General features: G+C 68.5%; 25 protein-coding genes. 19 read left to right on the top strand and 6 right to left on the bottom strand.

Annotation, left to right across the window (positions count from 1 at the left end; genetic code table 11):
- Positions 1–376: 376 nt before the first annotated feature.
- Positions 377–751 carry a type II toxin-antitoxin system RelE/ParE family toxin gene (locus BMX97_RS28855; RefSeq protein WP_091754600.1) on the top strand — a complete coding sequence of 125 codons (375 nt, stop codon included), beginning with the start codon at positions 377–379 and terminating at the stop codon, positions 749–751.
- Positions 751–1,047 carry a helix-turn-helix domain-containing protein gene (locus BMX97_RS28850; protein WP_091754599.1) on the top strand — a complete coding sequence of 99 codons (297 nt, stop codon included), beginning with the start codon at positions 751–753 and terminating at the stop codon, positions 1,045–1,047. Before BMX97_RS28855 ends, BMX97_RS28850 begins: the two co-directional genes overlap by 1 nt.
- A gap of 90 nt (positions 1,048–1,137) precedes the next feature.
- Here BMX97_RS28850 and BMX97_RS32470 read toward each other — a convergent pair whose 3' ends face one another.
- Both BMX97_RS32470 and BMX97_RS33990 read right to left on the bottom strand, forming a co-directional pair.
- Positions 1,138–1,467: a hypothetical protein gene (locus tag BMX97_RS32470; protein WP_143074740.1), complete on the bottom strand. Its 330-nt coding sequence runs from the start codon at positions 1,465–1,467 to the stop codon at positions 1,138–1,140.
- Between the two features lie 2 nt (positions 1,468–1,469).
- Positions 1,470–1,778 (bottom strand): ribbon-helix-helix domain-containing protein, encoded by a 309-nt coding sequence (locus BMX97_RS33990; RefSeq protein WP_244538702.1) that lies wholly within the window; start codon positions 1,776–1,778, stop codon positions 1,470–1,472.
- Here BMX97_RS33990 and BMX97_RS33985 point away from each other — a divergent pair.
- Together BMX97_RS33985 and BMX97_RS28835 are read left to right on the top strand one after the other, a co-directional pair.
- Entirely contained in the window at positions 1,665–2,018 is a 354-nt protein-coding gene (locus BMX97_RS33985) for a GGDEF domain-containing protein (protein ID WP_244538701.1), read from the top strand. The genes BMX97_RS33990 and BMX97_RS33985 overlap by 114 nt on opposite strands.
- A gap of 246 nt (positions 2,019–2,264) precedes the next feature.
- The gene (locus BMX97_RS28835; protein ID WP_091754597.1) at positions 2,265–2,450 is read left to right on the top strand and encodes a hypothetical protein; all 186 of its coding nucleotides are present in this window, start codon (positions 2,265–2,267) and stop codon (positions 2,448–2,450) included.
- Here BMX97_RS28835 and BMX97_RS28830 read toward each other — a convergent pair.
- Together BMX97_RS28830 and BMX97_RS28825 are read right to left on the bottom strand one after the other, a co-directional pair.
- On the bottom strand, positions 2,447–2,878 hold the full coding sequence (locus BMX97_RS28830; protein ID WP_091754596.1) for a hypothetical protein: 432 nt from the start codon (positions 2,876–2,878) through the stop codon (positions 2,447–2,449). The two genes, BMX97_RS28835 and BMX97_RS28830, sit on opposite strands and share 4 nt — an antisense overlap.
- A gap of 69 nt (positions 2,879–2,947) precedes the next feature.
- On the bottom strand, positions 2,948–3,358 hold the full coding sequence (locus tag BMX97_RS28825; RefSeq protein WP_091754595.1) for a MucR family transcriptional regulator: 411 nt from the start codon (positions 3,356–3,358) through the stop codon (positions 2,948–2,950).
- A 265-nt stretch (positions 3,359–3,623) separates the two neighbouring features.
- On the opposite strand from BMX97_RS28825, the gene BMX97_RS28820 reads away from it, so the two are divergent.
- The 8 genes from BMX97_RS28820 to BMX97_RS28790 all read left to right on the top strand — a co-directional run bounded on the left by BMX97_RS28820 (position 3,624) and on the right by BMX97_RS28790 (position 7,500).
- Complete coding sequence (locus tag BMX97_RS28820; protein ID WP_244538696.1) at positions 3,624–4,346, top strand: hypothetical protein; 723 nt, start codon at positions 3,624–3,626, stop codon at positions 4,344–4,346.
- Complete coding sequence (locus tag BMX97_RS33980) at positions 4,306–4,551, top strand: hypothetical protein (RefSeq protein WP_244538695.1); 246 nt, start codon at positions 4,306–4,308, stop codon at positions 4,549–4,551. The genes BMX97_RS28820 and BMX97_RS33980 overlap by 41 nt, the downstream gene beginning before the upstream one ends.
- A gap of 276 nt (positions 4,552–4,827) precedes the next feature.
- A complete protein-coding gene (locus BMX97_RS33230; protein WP_177202389.1) occupies positions 4,828–5,001 on the top strand; it encodes a hypothetical protein in 174 nt (57 codons plus the stop codon).
- Between the two features lie 57 nt (positions 5,002–5,058).
- Positions 5,059–5,337: a type II toxin-antitoxin system VapB family antitoxin gene (locus tag BMX97_RS28810; RefSeq protein WP_348273141.1), complete on the top strand. Its 279-nt coding sequence runs from the start codon at positions 5,059–5,061 to the stop codon at positions 5,335–5,337.
- Positions 5,337–5,732 carry a type II toxin-antitoxin system VapC family toxin gene (locus tag BMX97_RS28805; RefSeq protein WP_091754592.1) on the top strand — a complete coding sequence of 132 codons (396 nt, stop codon included), beginning with the start codon at positions 5,337–5,339 and terminating at the stop codon, positions 5,730–5,732. The genes BMX97_RS28810 and BMX97_RS28805 overlap by 1 nt, the downstream gene beginning before the upstream one ends.
- Positions 5,733–5,808: 76 nt before the next feature.
- Positions 5,809–6,246 (top strand): MucR family transcriptional regulator, encoded by a 438-nt coding sequence (locus BMX97_RS28800; RefSeq protein ID WP_091754591.1) that lies wholly within the window; start codon positions 5,809–5,811, stop codon positions 6,244–6,246.
- Positions 6,247–6,798: 552 nt separating this feature from the next.
- Entirely contained in the window at positions 6,799–7,161 is a 363-nt protein-coding gene (locus BMX97_RS28795) for a DUF736 domain-containing protein (RefSeq protein ID WP_091754590.1), read from the top strand.
- 69 nt (positions 7,162–7,230) lie between these two features.
- Entirely contained in the window at positions 7,231–7,500 is a 270-nt protein-coding gene (locus BMX97_RS28790; RefSeq protein ID WP_091754589.1) for a hypothetical protein, read from the top strand.
- On the opposite strand, the gene BMX97_RS28785 is transcribed toward BMX97_RS28790, so the two are convergent.
- Complete coding sequence (locus BMX97_RS28785; RefSeq protein WP_091754588.1) at positions 7,487–7,858, bottom strand: hypothetical protein; 372 nt, start codon at positions 7,856–7,858, stop codon at positions 7,487–7,489. The two genes, BMX97_RS28790 and BMX97_RS28785, sit on opposite strands and share 14 nt — an antisense overlap.
- 300 nt (positions 7,859–8,158) lie before the next feature.
- On the opposite strand from BMX97_RS28785, the gene BMX97_RS28780 reads away from it, so the two are divergent.
- The 7 genes from BMX97_RS28780 (at position 8,159) to BMX97_RS28750 (ending at position 13,997) form a co-directional block, all read left to right on the top strand.
- Positions 8,159–9,199, top strand: a complete 1,041-nt coding sequence (locus BMX97_RS28780; RefSeq protein ID WP_091754587.1) for an ArdC family protein — start codon at positions 8,159–8,161, stop codon at positions 9,197–9,199.
- Complete coding sequence (locus tag BMX97_RS28775) at positions 9,199–9,948, top strand: hypothetical protein (protein ID WP_091754586.1); 750 nt, start codon at positions 9,199–9,201, stop codon at positions 9,946–9,948. The genes BMX97_RS28780 and BMX97_RS28775 overlap by 1 nt, the downstream gene beginning before the upstream one ends.
- 83 nt (positions 9,949–10,031) lie before the next feature.
- On the top strand, positions 10,032–10,265 hold the full coding sequence (locus tag BMX97_RS28770; protein WP_091754585.1) for a hypothetical protein: 234 nt from the start codon (positions 10,032–10,034) through the stop codon (positions 10,263–10,265).
- A 119-nt stretch (positions 10,266–10,384) separates the two neighbouring features.
- Positions 10,385–10,861, top strand: a complete 477-nt coding sequence (locus BMX97_RS28765; RefSeq protein ID WP_091754584.1) for a hypothetical protein — start codon at positions 10,385–10,387, stop codon at positions 10,859–10,861.
- 113 nt (positions 10,862–10,974) lie between these two features.
- Entirely contained in the window at positions 10,975–13,251 is a 2,277-nt protein-coding gene (locus BMX97_RS28760) for a ParB/RepB/Spo0J family partition protein (protein ID WP_091754583.1), read from the top strand.
- 85 nt (positions 13,252–13,336) lie between these two features.
- The gene (locus BMX97_RS28755) at positions 13,337–13,579 is read left to right on the top strand and encodes a hypothetical protein (RefSeq protein ID WP_091754582.1); all 243 of its coding nucleotides are present in this window, start codon (positions 13,337–13,339) and stop codon (positions 13,577–13,579) included.
- 181 nt (positions 13,580–13,760) lie between these two features.
- Positions 13,761–13,997: a hypothetical protein gene (locus BMX97_RS28750; RefSeq protein WP_091754581.1), complete on the top strand. Its 237-nt coding sequence runs from the start codon at positions 13,761–13,763 to the stop codon at positions 13,995–13,997.
- Positions 13,998–14,792: 795 nt separating this feature from the next.
- Here the strand turns inward: BMX97_RS28750 and BMX97_RS28740 are convergent.
- Positions 14,793–15,746: a MucR family transcriptional regulator gene (locus BMX97_RS28740; RefSeq protein WP_280142824.1), complete on the bottom strand. Its 954-nt coding sequence runs from the start codon at positions 15,744–15,746 to the stop codon at positions 14,793–14,795.
- Positions 15,747–15,981 lie beyond the last annotated feature (235 nt).

Here is a 15,981-nt window from a genome sequence, read left to right as displayed (position 1 = left end):
GCGGTGATCGGGATTTTTGTGAGAGACACTTAGATGTCGGAAAACACCCGTTTTCTGCACGGCCGAACCAGAGATGTGGAACGACCGCATGAGGCAGGAACCAGCGACCTTTACAGTATGTGTGGGAGCGGGCTCGTCTACGGGAGAGGACAGGAAAGCCACGGCGCCAGCCACGAAGGCACGACGGGTCGGCAGGACGGTGAGGAGGGCGAGCGTCAACATTACTATCACCGGAACTCCGGGGATCAATGTTTCAGGGTTTGCGGGTTTGACGATTGCCGGGCTTCGGGATCAGTCCGGGATGTGGTAGATCGCGCCATGCCTCTCTGCTGGATCCGCCTTGTCTGATATGCGGCAATGCCGTATATAAAGAGTCATGCACGCGGTCCTGACCACCCCCACCTTTGAGGCCGACGCGGCAGATGCCGGTCTCAGTGACGACGAGGTCCAGGCTATGTCGGCTTGGCTATCGGAGAACCCGCAGGCTGGGGACGTGATGTCCGGCACAGGTGGCGCTCGTAAGGTACGGTTCGCTGGGAAGGGCAAAGGCAAGAGTGGCGGGTATCGCACGATCCACTACTATGGTGGGAACGAAGTTCCGCTCTTTCTTTTGGCTCTCATCGACAAGGGCGACCGCGCCAATCTGACCAAGGCGGAGCGGAATGCTCTCGCCACTGAACTTTCCTGCCTAGCCGATGACTATCGTGCGGGCGTAGCGGCGCGGCTGACGACACTGAAGCGGAGGATCTAATGACGAAGCTCGGCGAACGTCTTCTCAAGAGCGCCCAGGAAGCGAGGGCGATTGCGCGCGGCGAGATGGAGCCGGGCCGGGTCTTCACGCCTCCGTCTGTCGATGTGGCCGAGATCCGCAGGAAGACCGGCCTCTCTCAGGAGCGGTTTGCCCAGCGGTTCGGGTTCTCTCCGGCGGCTGTCCGCGATTGGGAGCAGAAGCGCCGTACCCCCGACGCCGCAGCCAGGACGCTCCTGATCGTCATCGACAGGGAGCCTGCTGCCGTCGAGCGGGCGCTGTCGAGCGAGGCCGCATGACCTTCGGCACGGTGAGGATGGTCACTTGACGCTGTCCCGCACCTGTCCCGGGTTCGGGGCCGCCGCCGACTGGTCGGGGTACGTTCCCCTTCACGCCATCGACGAAGAGCCGGCGGCGACCCATCCCGCCTTCCAGGCTTCGGCGAACCCGGGATCGATGACGTAGACGGAGCCAGCGGCCTCCTTCCGGTACCAGCCACCCGCCTTCGGCACGCTGCCCCCGCCGTGAACCGCTGTCGTGACGTGGCCGAGGATGGTCCCGACGAAGTCGGCCGATCCGTGCTGCTGCATCTGGGCCGACGTGACCGTCCCGTGCTCGGCGAAGAAGTTGATCAGCTCGAGGGACTGCGCCTCCGAGAACGTGCGCTTGCGTGCCCCGAGGTGGTGGCGTGCTCTGTGGGCCGCGGCTGTCCATTCCATCCTCAATCCTCCTCTGCGTCCTCAGTCCCGCGCTTGCCCACGCGCCGCTCCACGATTGGAGGTTTCTGGTACTTCAAGAGTACGTCGTTCAGCGCCTCGACCATCAGCGCCTCAAGGACGGTTTCGTTGTCCTCCGCCAACTGCTCCAGATCGACATCGACCACTTCAAGTCGATCAACGATCGCTTCGGCCACGACATCGGCGACCAGGTGATCCGCCGCGTGGCGCAGATCCTGCGCGAGATCGGCGCGGCCACGGCGACCGCCGGCCGCCTCGGAGGCGAGGAATTCGCCGTGCTGATGCCCGGCCACGGCATCGCCGGCGCCGCGGTGGCGGCCCACCGCATCCGCGGCCAGTGCGCGGCGGACACGGTCCCGGGACTGCCGGACCTGCGCTTCACCGCCAGCATCGGCCTGAGCGAGTGGGTGCCCGGCGACACCGTCGACAGCCTGCTCAAGCGCGCCGACGTCGCCCTGTACGCGGCCAAGCGCGGCGGGCGGGACCGGGTGGCGGTGGCCGGTCCCGACATGGAGCCGGCGATGGTCGGCTGAAAGCTGACGCCCGGGACGTCTCGATCTTCGCCGGCGGCATGGCCTCCATCGCCGATGCCCAACGGGGCGATCGAGGCCGCCACCCGGCACGTCCGGGACCTCTCCCGGTCCGTCGGATGAGGCCGGGCGGGCCTCGCCCGGATCGACGCCGCAGGCTGGCCGCCCGCTGGATCGCGGAACGTCGCCGGCTTAGCCTGCCTTCCGTGATCCAGGCGATCACCGTGCACGTTACCGGGGTGGGGTGGGATGAACGACAACGGCCTTGGCCCCGATCGTGCCCTCAGGACCCAGCTCGTCTGGGAGAGGTTCCAGGGGTTCGGCCGCAAGTACCGGCGCCCCTCACGGACGGAGAATGCGCTCTCGTTCGGGTTCGCACTCCTCCTGATGGGACTCCCGATCCTGCTCGGTCTGCACTGGGCCGGGCGGATCTAGGAGGCCGGATAGGCCCCCAGGAACAGGTCGCCCAACGCCCGCCGCCGCAGGTATGTTAGGCGACGCCGCCGCAGATGCTCGGGACGGTCGTGGATCAGGTGGCAGCGCTGGCACCAGGCTGCCAGATCCCGGTCGGTGTTGCGGCTGGTGTCGTGCTCGCGGTGGCAGGCCGCCAGGATCGGCACCGTCAGCCGCGCGGTGGCCAGCGCCGCGAGCCTGGGCTCGCGGCTCAGGAGCCGCCCGCGGCCGGATCGCCAGCCTCCGGCCTCGCGATCGTACCAGGTGCCCCCGTCGAGGCAGACGATCAGCTCGCCATGCGGGCGCTTGCACGCCTCGCAGCGCCCTTCGGCGCGGCCGAAGTGGATCACGGCCGAGAGCTGCGGCCAGTCGATCGGGTAGAAGTGGCGATGTTCAGGGCGGATCGGCACGATGCGGCCACGCTAGCACAGCCGGGTTAAGGGCGAATCCCCCTTTCACCAAACGCTCCGGGATGAAAATCAGCGCCCTGCGCTTGCGCTGAAGCCTGATCTACGTGCCTTGCGCGATTTGATGTCGGAGACTGATGGGGCTGTCATTGGGTAGTTGATCGGCAGCCCCCACTTGTCGGGATAAGCTTGAGGCGTAAGCCCGCGCTTCCTAAGGTGAAGACGCAGCATCTTGTGCGACTTCCCGTCCTCGAAACTGATGAGGCCGTCGTATAAAATCGATCGGTTGATTTCCGCCGCCGTCGGCATGGGCCGACGTAGATTTTTTACGGCGAGTGGCGGTGGGGGTGGCGGGATCGGTGTTAGGCCCTTGTCGATTTCACTGATCAACGTCTGCATAAGATTATGTGCAACTGTATGATTGGTCAGGTAGGCGAGCGTGACGTTAGCGACCCACCTTGCGCGATCAATGCCCTTAATCACAGTTACTCACTCGCAGAGCCGCCGAGTGTAGAGCTCGGCTTGGTGGCAAGGTCCATCGACACACTTATATGCCTTTGCAAAATTTGAGATTAGGCCCGATCGTGCCGCAAAGGTATCAAAATTGATCCGTGCCGAGTCGGCTTGCGTAAGAGGCATGCGCTGACAAATGACATCGGAGCGTGCGTGAAGAGCCAGAGAAGCGCCGGGGGATCGCGACGGGAGAAAGACTGGAGAGAGGCTCCGGCACTCGTCGCGGATGCACGCCATGACCCGCCTCCTCATTCTCGCCTGTTCCGCCACCAAGCGCCCCGACCCCGGCTACATCCCGGCGATCGACCGCTATGACGGCCCGCTCTGGCGCACGCTGCGCACGGCCGACCCGGCCGGCGCCCGGGCCAAGGTCGCGGTCCTCTCGGCCCTGCACGGATTTCGCGCCGCCTCGACGCCGATCGACCTCTACAACGTGCGGCTGACCCGCGACCTCGCCGACCGGATGATCGCCGGCGGGGTGACCACGCGCTGGCCCCGGCCGGGCTCCGCCTCCGACCCTGATACCTGCGGGATACACGCCGGCGCCGAGATCGCCGGGCTGACCCGCTACGGTGATGTGCCGGTCACCGACCTCGCCCTCGTGGGCGGCGCCCTCTACGTCGAGGTGATGCACGCGCTCGTGCGCGGCTTCGTCGAGATGGGGTGCGTGCACCGCCGCGCCCGCGTCAGCGTCATCACAACGCCCCGATCGGCCGGATGCGCCAGGAGCTGCGCTCCTGGCTCCTCGCGGCCGACGTCGCGCCCGGAGCCCGGTCGTGACCGCGCGCCTCGGGCACAATGGCGGACCGGCGCTCATCGAGCCGGCCGACGCCCGGCCGGGCCGGTGCAAGCATTGCCGGCACTGGAAGCCACCCGCCGACGGCGAGCAGCAGGCCTACGACGCCTTTCGGTACGGCTTGTCGCGGCGCCGGGTCAAACGCCCGACCGGCTCCTGTGACCGCGTCCTGCTCGGCAACAATCCGCGACCCGCCTTCTCGGCTACGGCCGCGGAGTTCGGGTGCGCGAACTACGAGGCGGCACCGCCGGCGCCGATACCTAAGGGCGGCGGCTACGTCACGATCTGGAAGGACGGCCGCATCCTCTGGGAGGGGAACGAGGAGGCGATCCCGGCCCGCTTCCTCCAGGAGGATCTCGACCTGTGAGGCGCCGCGGCCGCCACGCGGCCCGAACGGCATGGCATATCGCTATGATATCGATGTCATGTCGATGTCGGGCACGGACGGCGGCGGACGACCCCGCTCTCTCGCCGCAACCCCGTAGTCCGTCGCGTCCTTCCACGATCAACCCGCAAGGGGTCCGCTCCGCGAAGCGGGCGGCCGCGCTCGGCTGACGCCTCCCGCGGTGATCGCGGCCGCTCCCGGCCTCTTGGGGCCGCTGTCGAGCGGGGATCGCCCCCGCTCCCTCAGGAGCACGACCCCATGGCGACCGACCTCACCCACGCGAACAGCTACGCCCACAGCCTCGCGCAGTCCCTGATGGTCCCGGTCACGGTGTTCCGGTCCGAGGCCGGCTTCGGGGTCATGCCCTCCGACGAGTTCGACGGCGACCCGGCGCAGGTCGTCACCGAATTCGACCCCTTCGAGGAGGCGTGAGCCTCCCGACCCCTTCGCGCCCGGCGGGCTTGTCCCGCCTTCACGCTCGGATATCCTATGCAGGATATCCGCTATAGCACGTTTGGGATATATATGGCCCTCTCCGTCAAGGGCCCGGAGGTCGAGGCGCTCGCCAACGAGCTGGCGACGCTCAAGCGCTCGACCAAGACGGAAGCCGTCCGCCAAGCCTTACGCAACGAAATCGACCGTGAAAAGAGCCGGCTCGACCTCGTTGCTCAATCGCTCGCCTTCGCCCGCGCCCTGCGCGAGCGGGCCGGGCCGAACCCGCAGCCGGCTGGCCGCGCGTTTCGCGATGAATTGTACGGCGGTCGCTGATGTTCGTCGACGCCTCCGCCCTGATCGCGATCCTCGCCGGCGAGCCCGACGCCGCCGCCCTCGTCGCGCGCCTCCAGCAGGCCCGCCAGCGCCTCACCTCCCCGATCGCCGTCGGCGAGACCACGCTGGCGCTGGCCCGTATCCTCGACCTGCCGCTATCCGACGCCCGGCAGGCCGTGCGGGACTACCTCGCCCTCGCGGCGATCCAGGTGGTCGCCGTCTCGCCGAAGGCGGCCGATCTGGCGACCGAAGCCTTCGAGCGCTTCGGAGAAGGGAATCACCCTGCGCGACTGACCCTCGCCGACTGCCTCGCCTACGCCGGCGCCCGAACGTATCGAATGCCGCTGCTGTTCAAGGGTGAGGGATTTGCGTTGACAGATATCGACGTGACTTGAAAAATATGATTTCCATTGTCGTGATTACGCAACCGGGTGTTTATGGTATAATGGTTGCTGGAAACAGTTTGGAACGATCGCAAAATATGCATCGAATGATCGATCAAGATCGCGGATCGAGCTAATCGGCGCGATTGCAGTCGCTTACGTCTCTCACAATTTTATACCAAGATCGGATATCGATACTCTGATCGTCGCCATTGATCGCGGCTTGAGATCGATCGATGAGGATGGCGCTACGGCCGACCCTGTATTCCGCAGGGCGACGCCGGCCCAGATCCGCAATTCCATTACCCCTGACGGGCTCGTGTCCTTCGTCGACGGCAAGAAATACCGGACCCTGCGGCGCCACCTTCGGAGCCACGGTCTGAGCTTCGACGAGTACCGGCTCCGGTACGGCCTGTCGCCCAACTACCCGGTGGCCTGTGCTGATCTGTCAGCTCTGCGCAGCCAGAGAGCCACCGACAGAGACTTCGGCCGATCCTTCGGGCGTGGCGCTGACCCGGCGGCGTGATCGGGCAGCGATCCCATGACCACCGCCCGCGATCTGCAAAGGCAGGGTTGAGGGTCGGAGCCGGGCGCCGGGGACGGCTCTGGGCGAAGGCCGCACGTTCGAACGATCACCGGGCCCATCCAGACGCCACGTCGTGCCCGGCCGAGGTAGCGGAGGCGGCAGGCCCAGTCGGCATGGGGCCGGCCTACCGCTCACGCCCGGCATCATCGAGCGTCGATGCAACGGGTATCCCTGAAGCCGACCGCGGCGAGCGGCGTGGTAATGGAGGCCGGACGGCCAGGACCCGTTCGGTGCGCCCGTGCCGGGCCGCAGCCCAGTGGCCTCGGTGATGGGCGGTTTTCTATCCGGGGCGACCGGGACCACCGCAACGGCGGGCCCCGGGTTTCTTCCCCGCCGCCAAGGCGGCTCCTCGCGCACCAAGAAACCCGCTTCCCGCCGTCCTCCGCTCCGCTGCGGCCTGCAAAGCAGGTGCGGCGCCGGTCGCCTCCGGCTCGACGACCGCCATCGAGGCCGCAAGGGCGCGGCCAAGAGCAGCGGACGAGGATCACGATCATGGCGACCATCGGCACCTTCACCCAGACCGACACCGGCTTTATCGGCGACATCACCACCCTGACGATCAACGCCAAGAAGGTCTCGATCGTGACGGTGGACGACGGGACCCACGAGAACGCTCCCACCCACCGCGTCTACCTCGGCAAGGCCGAGATCGGAGCCGGATGGGCCAAGGTCTCGACGGAGAAGCGGGAATACCTCTCGGTCAAGATCGACGACCCGAGCCTGCCGGCGGCACTCTACGCCCGCCTCTTCGCCGACGAGGGCGGCAAGACCCACTCGCTGATCTGGACCCGCACCGAGGACCGTCGCCCGAACCGCTCCGAGGGCGCTCGCACCGGCCGGCGCCGCCAGGACTGAGCCCTGGCCCCTCGCCGCCCCGCCCCACCGGGCGGGGCCGGACCATGCGACATACGGAGACACGGGATCATGGCTTACGCCTTCGACACGCTCGGATACTCTAAGACCCTGCGCGAGGCCGGCATCGCTCAGGACCATGCCGAGGCTCACGCCGCAGCGGCCCGGGAGTTCATCATGGTCGACCTCGTGACCAAGGAGGATCTGCGCGCGACCAAGGACGAGCTCCGCTCCGCCATGGAGCTGGAGACGCTCCGATTGACCATTCGACTCGGCAGCATGATCGTGGGCGGCCTCGTGACGACCTTCGGCGCCCTCGCCGCACTGATCAAGCTGACCTGACGGTCGGTGCGGCCCGCGCCCCGGCGCGGGCCTGTGGCTGCGGGCACGGCCCGCCCCACTGCGCAGTGGGCTCGCGAGCCGGAGCCCGCTCGAGGTCGATCTCGGATCGCTTGGCAAAGCCCTTCGGCACGTAGCCGAGTTCGTCCACCAGGTCGTTGAGATCCTGGAACCGCTCACGGTGCTCGAGGAGAATGGCGCCTCGGTCACCATCGCTCAGGTCGATCGCGATGTGCCCGGCGGCCTCCAGCGCCTCCAGCGCTTCCAGCGCCTCGGCCCGCATCAGGGCCGCGAGATAGAGGCGGTGGGCCGCGATGGTGCGCTGCTCCAGCGACGGCTCGGCCTCGGTCGGGTGTCGCACGGGCGTGCTCCTCGAACTGCTGCCCCGCGGTGCGCGTCTTGCCAGGGACCTCGACCGGTCGCGGAATCCGGCCGCTCGGAGACGGGGGCGGTGTACGCACCTGCCGCTGCGGTACAATCATTAAGCGACGACGCTCCCCATACCAGCTACCTGAGATTGATTTTGAGGGATCCTGTCGTGAACCTTAGGTCAACCCCGATGCCCGTCTGCCATCGGACCAGAGGCAGAGAGGGGCTTTCGCCGGGATGACGGGAGATCAGGTCGGAGAGAGGCTCCGGCGCCCGTCGCGAAAGCGCCGCCATGGCCCGCCGCCCCACCTCGTCCCGGAACCCCGTTGCCGCCCGCGCCGAGGCCGCTCCAGGCCCACGCGTCGACCTCTACCAGCGCATCACCGACACGATCATCGCCCAGCTCGAGGCGGGCCGGGTGCCGTGGGTGCAGCCGTGGGGCGATCTGCCGGGCGCCGCGGCGGTCGGGATGCCGCGCAACGCGCAGACCGGCCGGGCGTATTCCGGGATCAACGTGCTGCTTCTGTGGTCGGCCGGCATGGAGGCGGGGTACCCGTCCCAGCGCTGGCTCACCTTCCGCCAGGCCCTCGAGCTCGGGGGGAACGTGCGCCGCGGCGAGAAGGGCACGCCGGTCGTCTACGCCAACCGCTTCACCCCGGACCGGGAGCGCGAGCGGGCCAGCCAGACGGGCGAGGAGGCGCGCTCGATCCCGTTCCTGAAGCAGTACACGGTCTTCAGCGTCGCGCAGTGCGACGGCCTGCCCGAGGACCTGTACGCCCCCCCGCCGCCGCCGCGCGAGGACCTGATCGAGCCGTGCTTCCGCGCGCTGATGCAGGCGAGCGGCGTGAGCATCCATCTCGGCGGCCAGCGGGCGTTCTACCGCCCGGCCGACGACGCGATCGTGCTGCCGCCGCCGCAATCCTTCCACGAGCCGATCAACTTCCACCGGACCGCGGCTCACGAACTGTCGCACGCGACGGGCGCGACCCACCGTCTCGCCCGCGACCTCACCGGCCGCTTCGGCAGCGAGGGCTACGCGCGCGAGGAGCTGGTGGCCGAGATCTCGGCCGCCTACCTCTGCGCCAGCCTCGGCATCGTGCCGACGGTGCGCCACGCCGACTACATCGCGTCGTGGCTCGAGGTGCTGCGCGGCGATCCCCGCGCCATCGTGGCGGCTGCCGGCCTGGCCAGCCGCTCGTCCGAATGGCTGCTCGCCCGCCTGCCGGCGGAATACGGCTTCGCCCCGGAGACGCCCGAGGCCGACGGGGCGGGGAACGGCGACGGTGAGGCCGCGGCGGCGGCGGCGGCGCTGCCCGAACGGGAAGCCGCGTGATGCGGTTCAAGCCCTGGCCCCGGCCGACCCCCTACGAGGACACGTCGCGCAAGCGCGCGGCGTACCGGCGAAAGCGGCAGCGCGAGCAGGAGGCCCTGCCCCTGTTCGCCGAGGCCATCGCCGAGCGACAGCTCTGCGTCGCGGAAGAGATGATCCGGCGCACGGGGGATTGGGAGCGCCGGCAGCGGGAGAGCCGCCGGCAGCGGTCCGAGGCCTGGCGGAGCGTCCGCGCCCGCCTGGCGGGCCTCGACCCCGATCGGCGGCGGGCGATCCGGGCCCTGTGGCGGGTCTGCCCGTATCCGGCCGACCCGAGCTATCTCGGCACCCTGCTGCACGAGATCGCGACCGGCCGGGTCGATCCGGAGCGGCCGCCCTGGGGCGGCCGCCACACGCTCACCCCGCGGACGACGCCGAACCCGGGCAGCTTCGCGGAGGCCTTCCGGCAGATCGGCCAGCGCACGATCGGCGGGGGGCCGAAGACCGCCGGCGCCGACGAGCGCCTGTTCTGCGGCAATCTCGGCTCGGGCCTCCTGTTCCTGACCTCGCGCGTGCGGCCGATCGAGCCAAACGAGAGCTTTTATACCTCCTCGAGCCACCGCCTGCGGGACAGCCACGTCGGCCGGAGCGGGCACTGGGTCGACCTCCAGGTGCGGGGCTCGTGCTCCCCGGACGAGCTCGCCCTGATCGCACGCCTGGCACAGGCCGCCGACACGCGCCGGGTCGCCGTCAGACTGGCCGGTCCGCCGTGAGAGTCAGAGGAGCCGCTTCGCGCCTTCGAGGGATCGACAAGTCGAGAGAGGGTCTCGGCCCCTCGATCACCAGCGAGGCACGCATGACCCAGAGCATCCACGATATGACCTTCGAATGCACGGTGCAGGACGGCGAGAGGGTCCTGGCCGCCGCCCAGGGCGAGCTCGTGCGCAAGGGCCGGTTCGACACGCCCGCCGCCGCGGCGGCGCACCTCGCCGGCGACGTCTCCAAGGCCCTGGTGGTGCTCGTCGACCTCAGCGCCCTGGCGTCGTCCGGCGCCGAGGTCCTGCACATCGCCTGCGCGCCGAGGCGGTGATCCCGGCGCGCGGGGCTTGAACCCGCCCCGCCCCTGATTTGTCGGCCCCCTTCGCTCGCGAGGGGGGCCTTCGCCCGTGGAGCGTCACCGGCCTGCGGCGGCGCCAAGGAGAGATCGACATGGGCGAATTCGTCATGACCACCGTGACCATCGGCGGCCCCCTCGTGGACGGAGAGGCGGTCGCCGGCCTCGCCGCCGCCGTCGGCCGCTATTTCGGCGAGGCCGACCGCCTGGTGGACGAGGCCCTGGTCGGGGGCACGCGCCTGATCCTCGAGGACCTCCAGGATCACGGGATGACGCCCGACCTCGACGCCTACTGCCAGGCGCACGGGCTGACCTACAAGCGGGCGTGGTGCGCCCGCAGCGGCGTGTTCGAGGCCGGCCTGCGCCACTGGCGCCCGGGGCTGGCCTACGTGGCGAACGAGGCGGCCGACGACGCCGGGGAGCCGATGATCACCCTGGCGGCCCTGCGCAACGCCCACGAGGCCGGGAAGACCCTCTCCGACCTCCTGGCGCGGCTCGACGAGGCGGCGAGCTCCGCCGTCCCGCCGCTGCGGCTGCTCGGCGCCGGCGGCGATACCGGCACGGCCGCCTGATCCGTCCCCCATCGCGTCCAGCGGCCCCCTTCTGGAGTCAGAGGGGGGCTTCGCCTGCGTGAGGGTTTCGAGGTCGACAGAGAGCCGACCGCCCGACGCTGGGATGACGAGCCATGATCAAGACCAAGCCCGCAGCCAAGATCACCGCCAAGCCTGCCGCCCGCAGCAGCACCCGCCCCGCCGGCAAGATCGTGCTGACCGAAGCGGTCGGGATTCCCTTCGACAAGCTCAGCCTGTCCCAGGCGAACGTGCGGCGGATCGCCGAGGGCATGAGCATCGAGGACCTCGCCGCCGACATCGCCCACCGTGGCCTGCTCCAGAGCTTGAGCGTGCGCCCGATCCTCGACGAGGCGGGCCAGGAGACCGGCCGCTACGAGGTCCCGGCCGGCGGGCGCCGCTTCCGGGCGCTCGAGCACCTTGTCGCGTCCGGCCGCATGGCCAAGACCGTCAAGGTCCCGTGCATCGTGCGTGCGGCCGACAGCGCGATCAGCGCGACCGAGGACTCGATCGCCGAGAACGCGATGCGCGAGGCCCTGCACCCGCTCGACCAGTACCGGGCGTTCAAGGCGCTCGCCGACGCCGGCATGGGCCACGCCGACATCGCCGCCCGCTTCTTCGTCTCGGAGAAGGTCGTGGGCCAGCGCCTGCGGCTCGCCGGGATCAGCCCGGACCTGCTCGAGGCCTACGGCGCCGGCGCGATGACGCTCGAATGCCTGATGGCCTTCTCGGTGAGCGAGGACCATGCCCGCCAGGTGCAGGTCTGGGAGGCGCTGAAGAAGCGGGGCGTGGTGAGCAACTGGAGCATCCGCCAGACCCTCACCGAGCGCACGGTGAGCGTGGGCGACCCCCGCACCCTCTTCGTCGGCGAGGAGGCCTACGAGGCCGCCGGCGGCACGGTCATGAAGGACCTGTTCACGGAGCGCGGCGAGGGCTGGTTCGAGGACGCGGCGCTGCTCGACCGGCTCGCGGAGGCCAAGCTCGCCGAGTTCGGCGAGGAGGTGGCGAAGGAAGGCTGGAAGTGGATCGAGGTGTCGCTGGCGATGATGTCGAGCCGCGTCTACGGCCTGCGCGTCCTGCCGACCCGCTCCGATCTCACCGAGGCCGAGCAGGTCGCCTACGAGGCCGCCCTCGCCGAGCGCGAGCAGCTCGACGAAGACCACGGCTACAGCACCGAGGAGTGGCCTGCCGACGTCGCGCATCGGATGGCTGAGCTCGAGCGGGACATCGCGGCGTTCGAGGTCCGCGCCAGCATCTACGACCCGGCCGACATCGCGATCGCCGGCGCCTTCGTCACCCTCGACTACACCGGCACGCCGAAGGTGCGCCGCGGCTACGTCCGGCCGGAGGACGAGCCCCGGGCGGAAGCCGAGGCCGCGGGGGAGCAGGATGTCGGCGCATCGGTGCAGCTCGCGGCGATCGGTGAGCCGGCCGCTTCGCCCGCGGGCAGCGTCGCCGCCCCGGCGCCGGCGGTGATGCGCACGGTCATCACGATCGGCGGTGGCGCAGCCCCGGTCGCGCCCGCGGCCGAGCCGGAGGAGGCCGAGCGCCCGCTCACCGAGCAGCACCGGACCGAGCTGACCACCTACCGCACGATGGCGCTGCGTGAGGCGCTGGCCGACGATCCGGGCGCCGCCTTCATCGCGGTCCTGCACGCCATGGTGATCCGGGTCATCGTCTCCGGCTACCGCGCCGCGTCCTGCCTCGAGATCTCGACCAGCTCCGCGAGACCCGACCACTCGGTCCAGGGCCTCGACACCTTCCGGCCGGCCGGCAGCCTCGATACCCGGCGCGAGGCGTGGGCCCGGCGCCTGCCCGCCGACCACCAGGCGATCTGGGACTTCCTGGTCGACCTGGCTCTCGACAGCCGCACCGAGCTGTTCGCGCTCTGCGCCGGCTTGAGCGTCAACGCGATGCACGTCCAGTACGACCGTCGCACCCCCGAGGCCTTGGCGCACGGCGACAAGCTCGCCGCCCTCGTCGGGCTCGACATGACCCGCGACTGGACGCCGACGGCGGCCAACTACTTCGGCCGGGTCACGAAGGGGAAGATCCTGGCGGCGGTGCGCGAGGCCAAGGGCGAGGACACCGCGCGGCTGCTCGAGGGCTTGAAGAAGGGCGACATGGCGCGCGAGGCCGAGCGCCTGATCGCCGCCACCGGCTGGCTGCCCGAGATCATGCGGACCACCGGGATCAGCACCGAGGTCGCCCGGGACGCCGGCGACCCCGCCGCGGCCGGCGAGCCGATGGCGGCCGAGGAGGTCGGGCTGCCGGAGTTCCTCAGCGGGCCGGCGGCGGAGGATGAGGTCGAGGCTCTTCCGGCCTTCCTCGGCGGCGAGGACGGCCCGGCCGATGGCGATTACGACATGGGCTACGCCATCGCCGCGGAATGATAGCCCCGGAACGGACACGAGCCGAAGCTTCGTGTCCGTTCCCTCTCGTTTCGGTGGCTCAGGGTGAGCATCGTGGAGATGAGCGATGAGTGACACCAGGCCGGTTCCTGCAAACAACCTTGCCCAGGCCCTGGAACACGTCGAGAAGGGCGGGCGCCTCGTCATCCGCACCTGTATGAAGGTCACCGTGATCGATCGCAGGGTGCTGCGGCGCTTCGAGCGTGCGGGCGCCTGGCTCCTGCAGGAAGAGGGTGAGGGCTACCGCCTGCGCCAGGGTCAAGGTTCGGTCTACCTGCTCCCGGGGCTGCTCGAGTACGTGATCGAGTGAAACGCCCCCGTGGATAGGTGAACCGGATGTTGGAGGCCGGGCATGGGGTCCTTGCGCCGGTTTACGTCATCGCTATCGCCGGCCCGATCATGAGCATCGGGCCCTTGCCGACACCAGTCTTGTTCCGCATATTGCGGAGACAGCCGTGGGTCATCCCCGGCTCGACCAAAGGGATTCCCTGATGGCCTCCGCTGCCTCTCCCACCGCTCTGGTAATCGAGGAGCAGGTCGCCCGCATCCGCCGCGCTCAAGTCGAAACCGAGAAGTTTGTCGCGGAACAGAAAAAGCTCATGGCCGAGGCCGCGAAGCTGGAGCGTGACCGCACCCTTGCTCCTTGGCAGATCGTAGCAACTACCGTAGCGGCAACGGCGGCGCTGATCGGCGGTACCGCAGCCGTCGTCAAGATCTTCTTCCCTTGAGCCCCGGCCGGCTGCACGAGGTGCTGGCCCTGCTGCGCTGGTCACAGCGGGGCCTCGCCAATGCCTTGGATTGCGACGACCGCATGGTCCGCTGGTGGGGCGCCGGTCACGGCGAGATCCCGGCCGATGTCGCATCGTGGCTCGAAACGCTCGCCCGCGCCCACGAGGACGCACCGCCGCCAACGACGTGGCGTCGCAGGCGACGCCCGGTACCGGCAGCGGAGTAGCAGTTGGCTGCCAAAATCGAAATAAATAACAATTTTCGTAAAAATTCTAAGAGCTATGGAGTCGGAGCCGTTGCCCTTTCAAGCTCCGTGCCAAGCCCGTTTGTAAGTGCCTCGCACCACAGGTTTCGGATCGGTGCCCGTATCGACTGTCATCGTCATTTCGAGGTGATCACCTTCTCGACGGAAGCTGATCGTGAACGGCTTCCCCGACACCCATGTCCGTCCACGATCGTCCCAGCGGCCTGTCCCGACGATACCGTGCTCGTCTGAACCCCGTAGGGATGCCGCCCAGCCATTGTTGGCGGTGACGGACAGGCCAGAGCTTCCAGCCTGGAACTCGATGTTGCATGTTTGACAGGCGCCAGCGTTCGTCGCGACCTGCTCCCAAAGGCCTAGGATTTCGATCGCTTCGGACGGCTGAGCAGGAACTGCGTGTAGGATGGTGGCCACCAGAAACCCCCACCCGACAGATCGATTAATCTGGTGTCTTAATTTTAAGGCCAAGGTAATTCTCGTTTGTTGTGGAGCGGAGCTATCGCTTCTGGGCGCGTCCCTTGGGGACCGCGTCCTACTCGCTTCGCTCACCGAACCCCGTACCGGGTTTCGGCCCTGCGGGTGACGGCCGCATCGCGCGGCCCTCGGAACCGTCGAGGGCCTGCCATGGACGTGTCGGCGTGAAACGAGGGGCAGCCCGAACCCTCAGGGGGGCGGCCGCGATCAGGAGAGCGCCTTCGGTGCTCTTTGTCGCCCCGGGGCTGCCAGCGCGCTGCGGGCTCTGCGCCTTCGGCTTGGCCGGGCCGTCGCCGGCCTGGACCTTGGACTTGATGACATAGGGCCCCCGCGGCTTCGAATTGCTGCGATCGTACTTGCCGAGCTTCCGCTCGACAGCGAGCCTGGAGCGATGGTCGCGGTCGGCGGCCGCCAGCATCGGATAGTCGTCCGGCAAGCCCCACTTCTTGCGATAGTCATCCGGCGTCAGCCCGTATAGCCGCAGATGGCGGCTCAGTATCCGATAATGCTTGCCGTCCTCGAAGCAAACCAGGTAGGTCTCCTGGATCGAGGCGGCGATCTCCGCTTGCGTGAGCGCGCGTGCCGGAGCCTGCGCCCGGAGGTAACCCGTCTCGATGACGGCCGGCTTCATCGGGTAGTCGTCCGGCAGGCCCCACTTCTTGCGATAGTCGTCCGGGGTCAGCCCGAGCCGCCGCAGATGCTGCTTCAGCCTCCGACACCGTTTGCCGTCCTCGAAGCAGACCAGGAACGTCTCCTGGATCGAGGCGGCGATCTCCGCTGGTGTGCGCCGGCGTCCCGGGTCCCAGTTCCGAAAATAGTTCAGGGCGACGAAGCCAAGGTCCGTGGCAACGGGGACGATCGGGGTCCCTGGTTCGACCGTGTCGGTATCGCGGTCGGCAGAACGTCTGAGAGCCATGGACACCGAATTGATGAGTGCGTGGAGATCAGCCGGGCGGATCTTGTTGCCGCTTATGTGCGACTCCAAGACCCGAGCCGCGCAACTGGCGGACAGGTCATTGTCTAACGTGTGCGGCCGATCGCACCGACGAATCCCTCCGCTGTGATGTAGTCATTCCATGACAGCGCAAGACTCGGCAACAGGTCAATATCATTGTCCATTCCGCACGGGAACGAAGGTGTGGAAGGGCGATCCGCCGTGTCCATCAACCTCCAGTATGAGAAAAAAAGCCTCGGGGCCAGAGAGGAAGAGGAGCCCTGTCGGGATCGAGCCGAGGCGAGGTCGAGAG

Origin of the sequence: Methylobacterium sp. ap11, assembly GCF_900110515.1 — a bacterium.
Classification (GTDB): domain Bacteria; phylum Pseudomonadota; class Alphaproteobacteria; order Rhizobiales; family Beijerinckiaceae; genus Methylobacterium; species Methylobacterium ajmalii.
This window is presented reverse-complemented; position numbering and strand designations above follow the sequence as displayed.

Bases quoted from the DNA above. Each gene is read 5' to 3' on its own strand.
- BMX97_RS28855 (WP_091754600.1), top strand. From the start codon at position 377: ATGCACGCGGTCCTGACCACCCCCACCTTTGAGGCCGACGCGGCAGAT.
- BMX97_RS28850 (WP_091754599.1), top strand. From the start codon at position 751: ATGACGAAGCTCGGCGAACGTCTTCTCAAGAGCGCCCAGGAAGCGAGG.
- BMX97_RS32470 (WP_143074740.1), bottom strand. From the start codon at position 1,467: ATGGAATGGACAGCCGCGGCCCACAGAGCACGCCACCACCTCGGGGCA.
- BMX97_RS28835 (WP_091754597.1), top strand. From the start codon at position 2,265: ATGAACGACAACGGCCTTGGCCCCGATCGTGCCCTCAGGACCCAGCTC.
- BMX97_RS28820 (WP_244538696.1), top strand. From the start codon at position 3,624: ATGACCCGCCTCCTCATTCTCGCCTGTTCCGCCACCAAGCGCCCCGAC.
- BMX97_RS33230 (WP_177202389.1), top strand. From the start codon at position 4,828: ATGGCGACCGACCTCACCCACGCGAACAGCTACGCCCACAGCCTCGCG.
- BMX97_RS28810 (WP_348273141.1), top strand. From the start codon at position 5,059: ATGCAGGATATCCGCTATAGCACGTTTGGGATATATATGGCCCTCTCC.
- BMX97_RS28805 (WP_091754592.1), top strand. From the start codon at position 5,337: ATGTTCGTCGACGCCTCCGCCCTGATCGCGATCCTCGCCGGCGAGCCC.
- BMX97_RS28795 (WP_091754590.1), top strand. From the start codon at position 6,799: ATGGCGACCATCGGCACCTTCACCCAGACCGACACCGGCTTTATCGGC.
- BMX97_RS28790 (WP_091754589.1), top strand. From the start codon at position 7,231: ATGGCTTACGCCTTCGACACGCTCGGATACTCTAAGACCCTGCGCGAG.
- BMX97_RS28780 (WP_091754587.1), top strand. From the start codon at position 8,159: ATGGCCCGCCGCCCCACCTCGTCCCGGAACCCCGTTGCCGCCCGCGCC.
- BMX97_RS28775 (WP_091754586.1), top strand. From the start codon at position 9,199: ATGCGGTTCAAGCCCTGGCCCCGGCCGACCCCCTACGAGGACACGTCG.
- BMX97_RS28770 (WP_091754585.1), top strand. From the start codon at position 10,032: ATGACCCAGAGCATCCACGATATGACCTTCGAATGCACGGTGCAGGAC.
- BMX97_RS28765 (WP_091754584.1), top strand. From the start codon at position 10,385: ATGGGCGAATTCGTCATGACCACCGTGACCATCGGCGGCCCCCTCGTG.
- BMX97_RS28760 (WP_091754583.1), top strand. From the start codon at position 10,975: ATGATCAAGACCAAGCCCGCAGCCAAGATCACCGCCAAGCCTGCCGCC.
- BMX97_RS28755 (WP_091754582.1), top strand. From the start codon at position 13,337: ATGAGTGACACCAGGCCGGTTCCTGCAAACAACCTTGCCCAGGCCCTG.
- BMX97_RS28750 (WP_091754581.1), top strand. From the start codon at position 13,761: ATGGCCTCCGCTGCCTCTCCCACCGCTCTGGTAATCGAGGAGCAGGTC.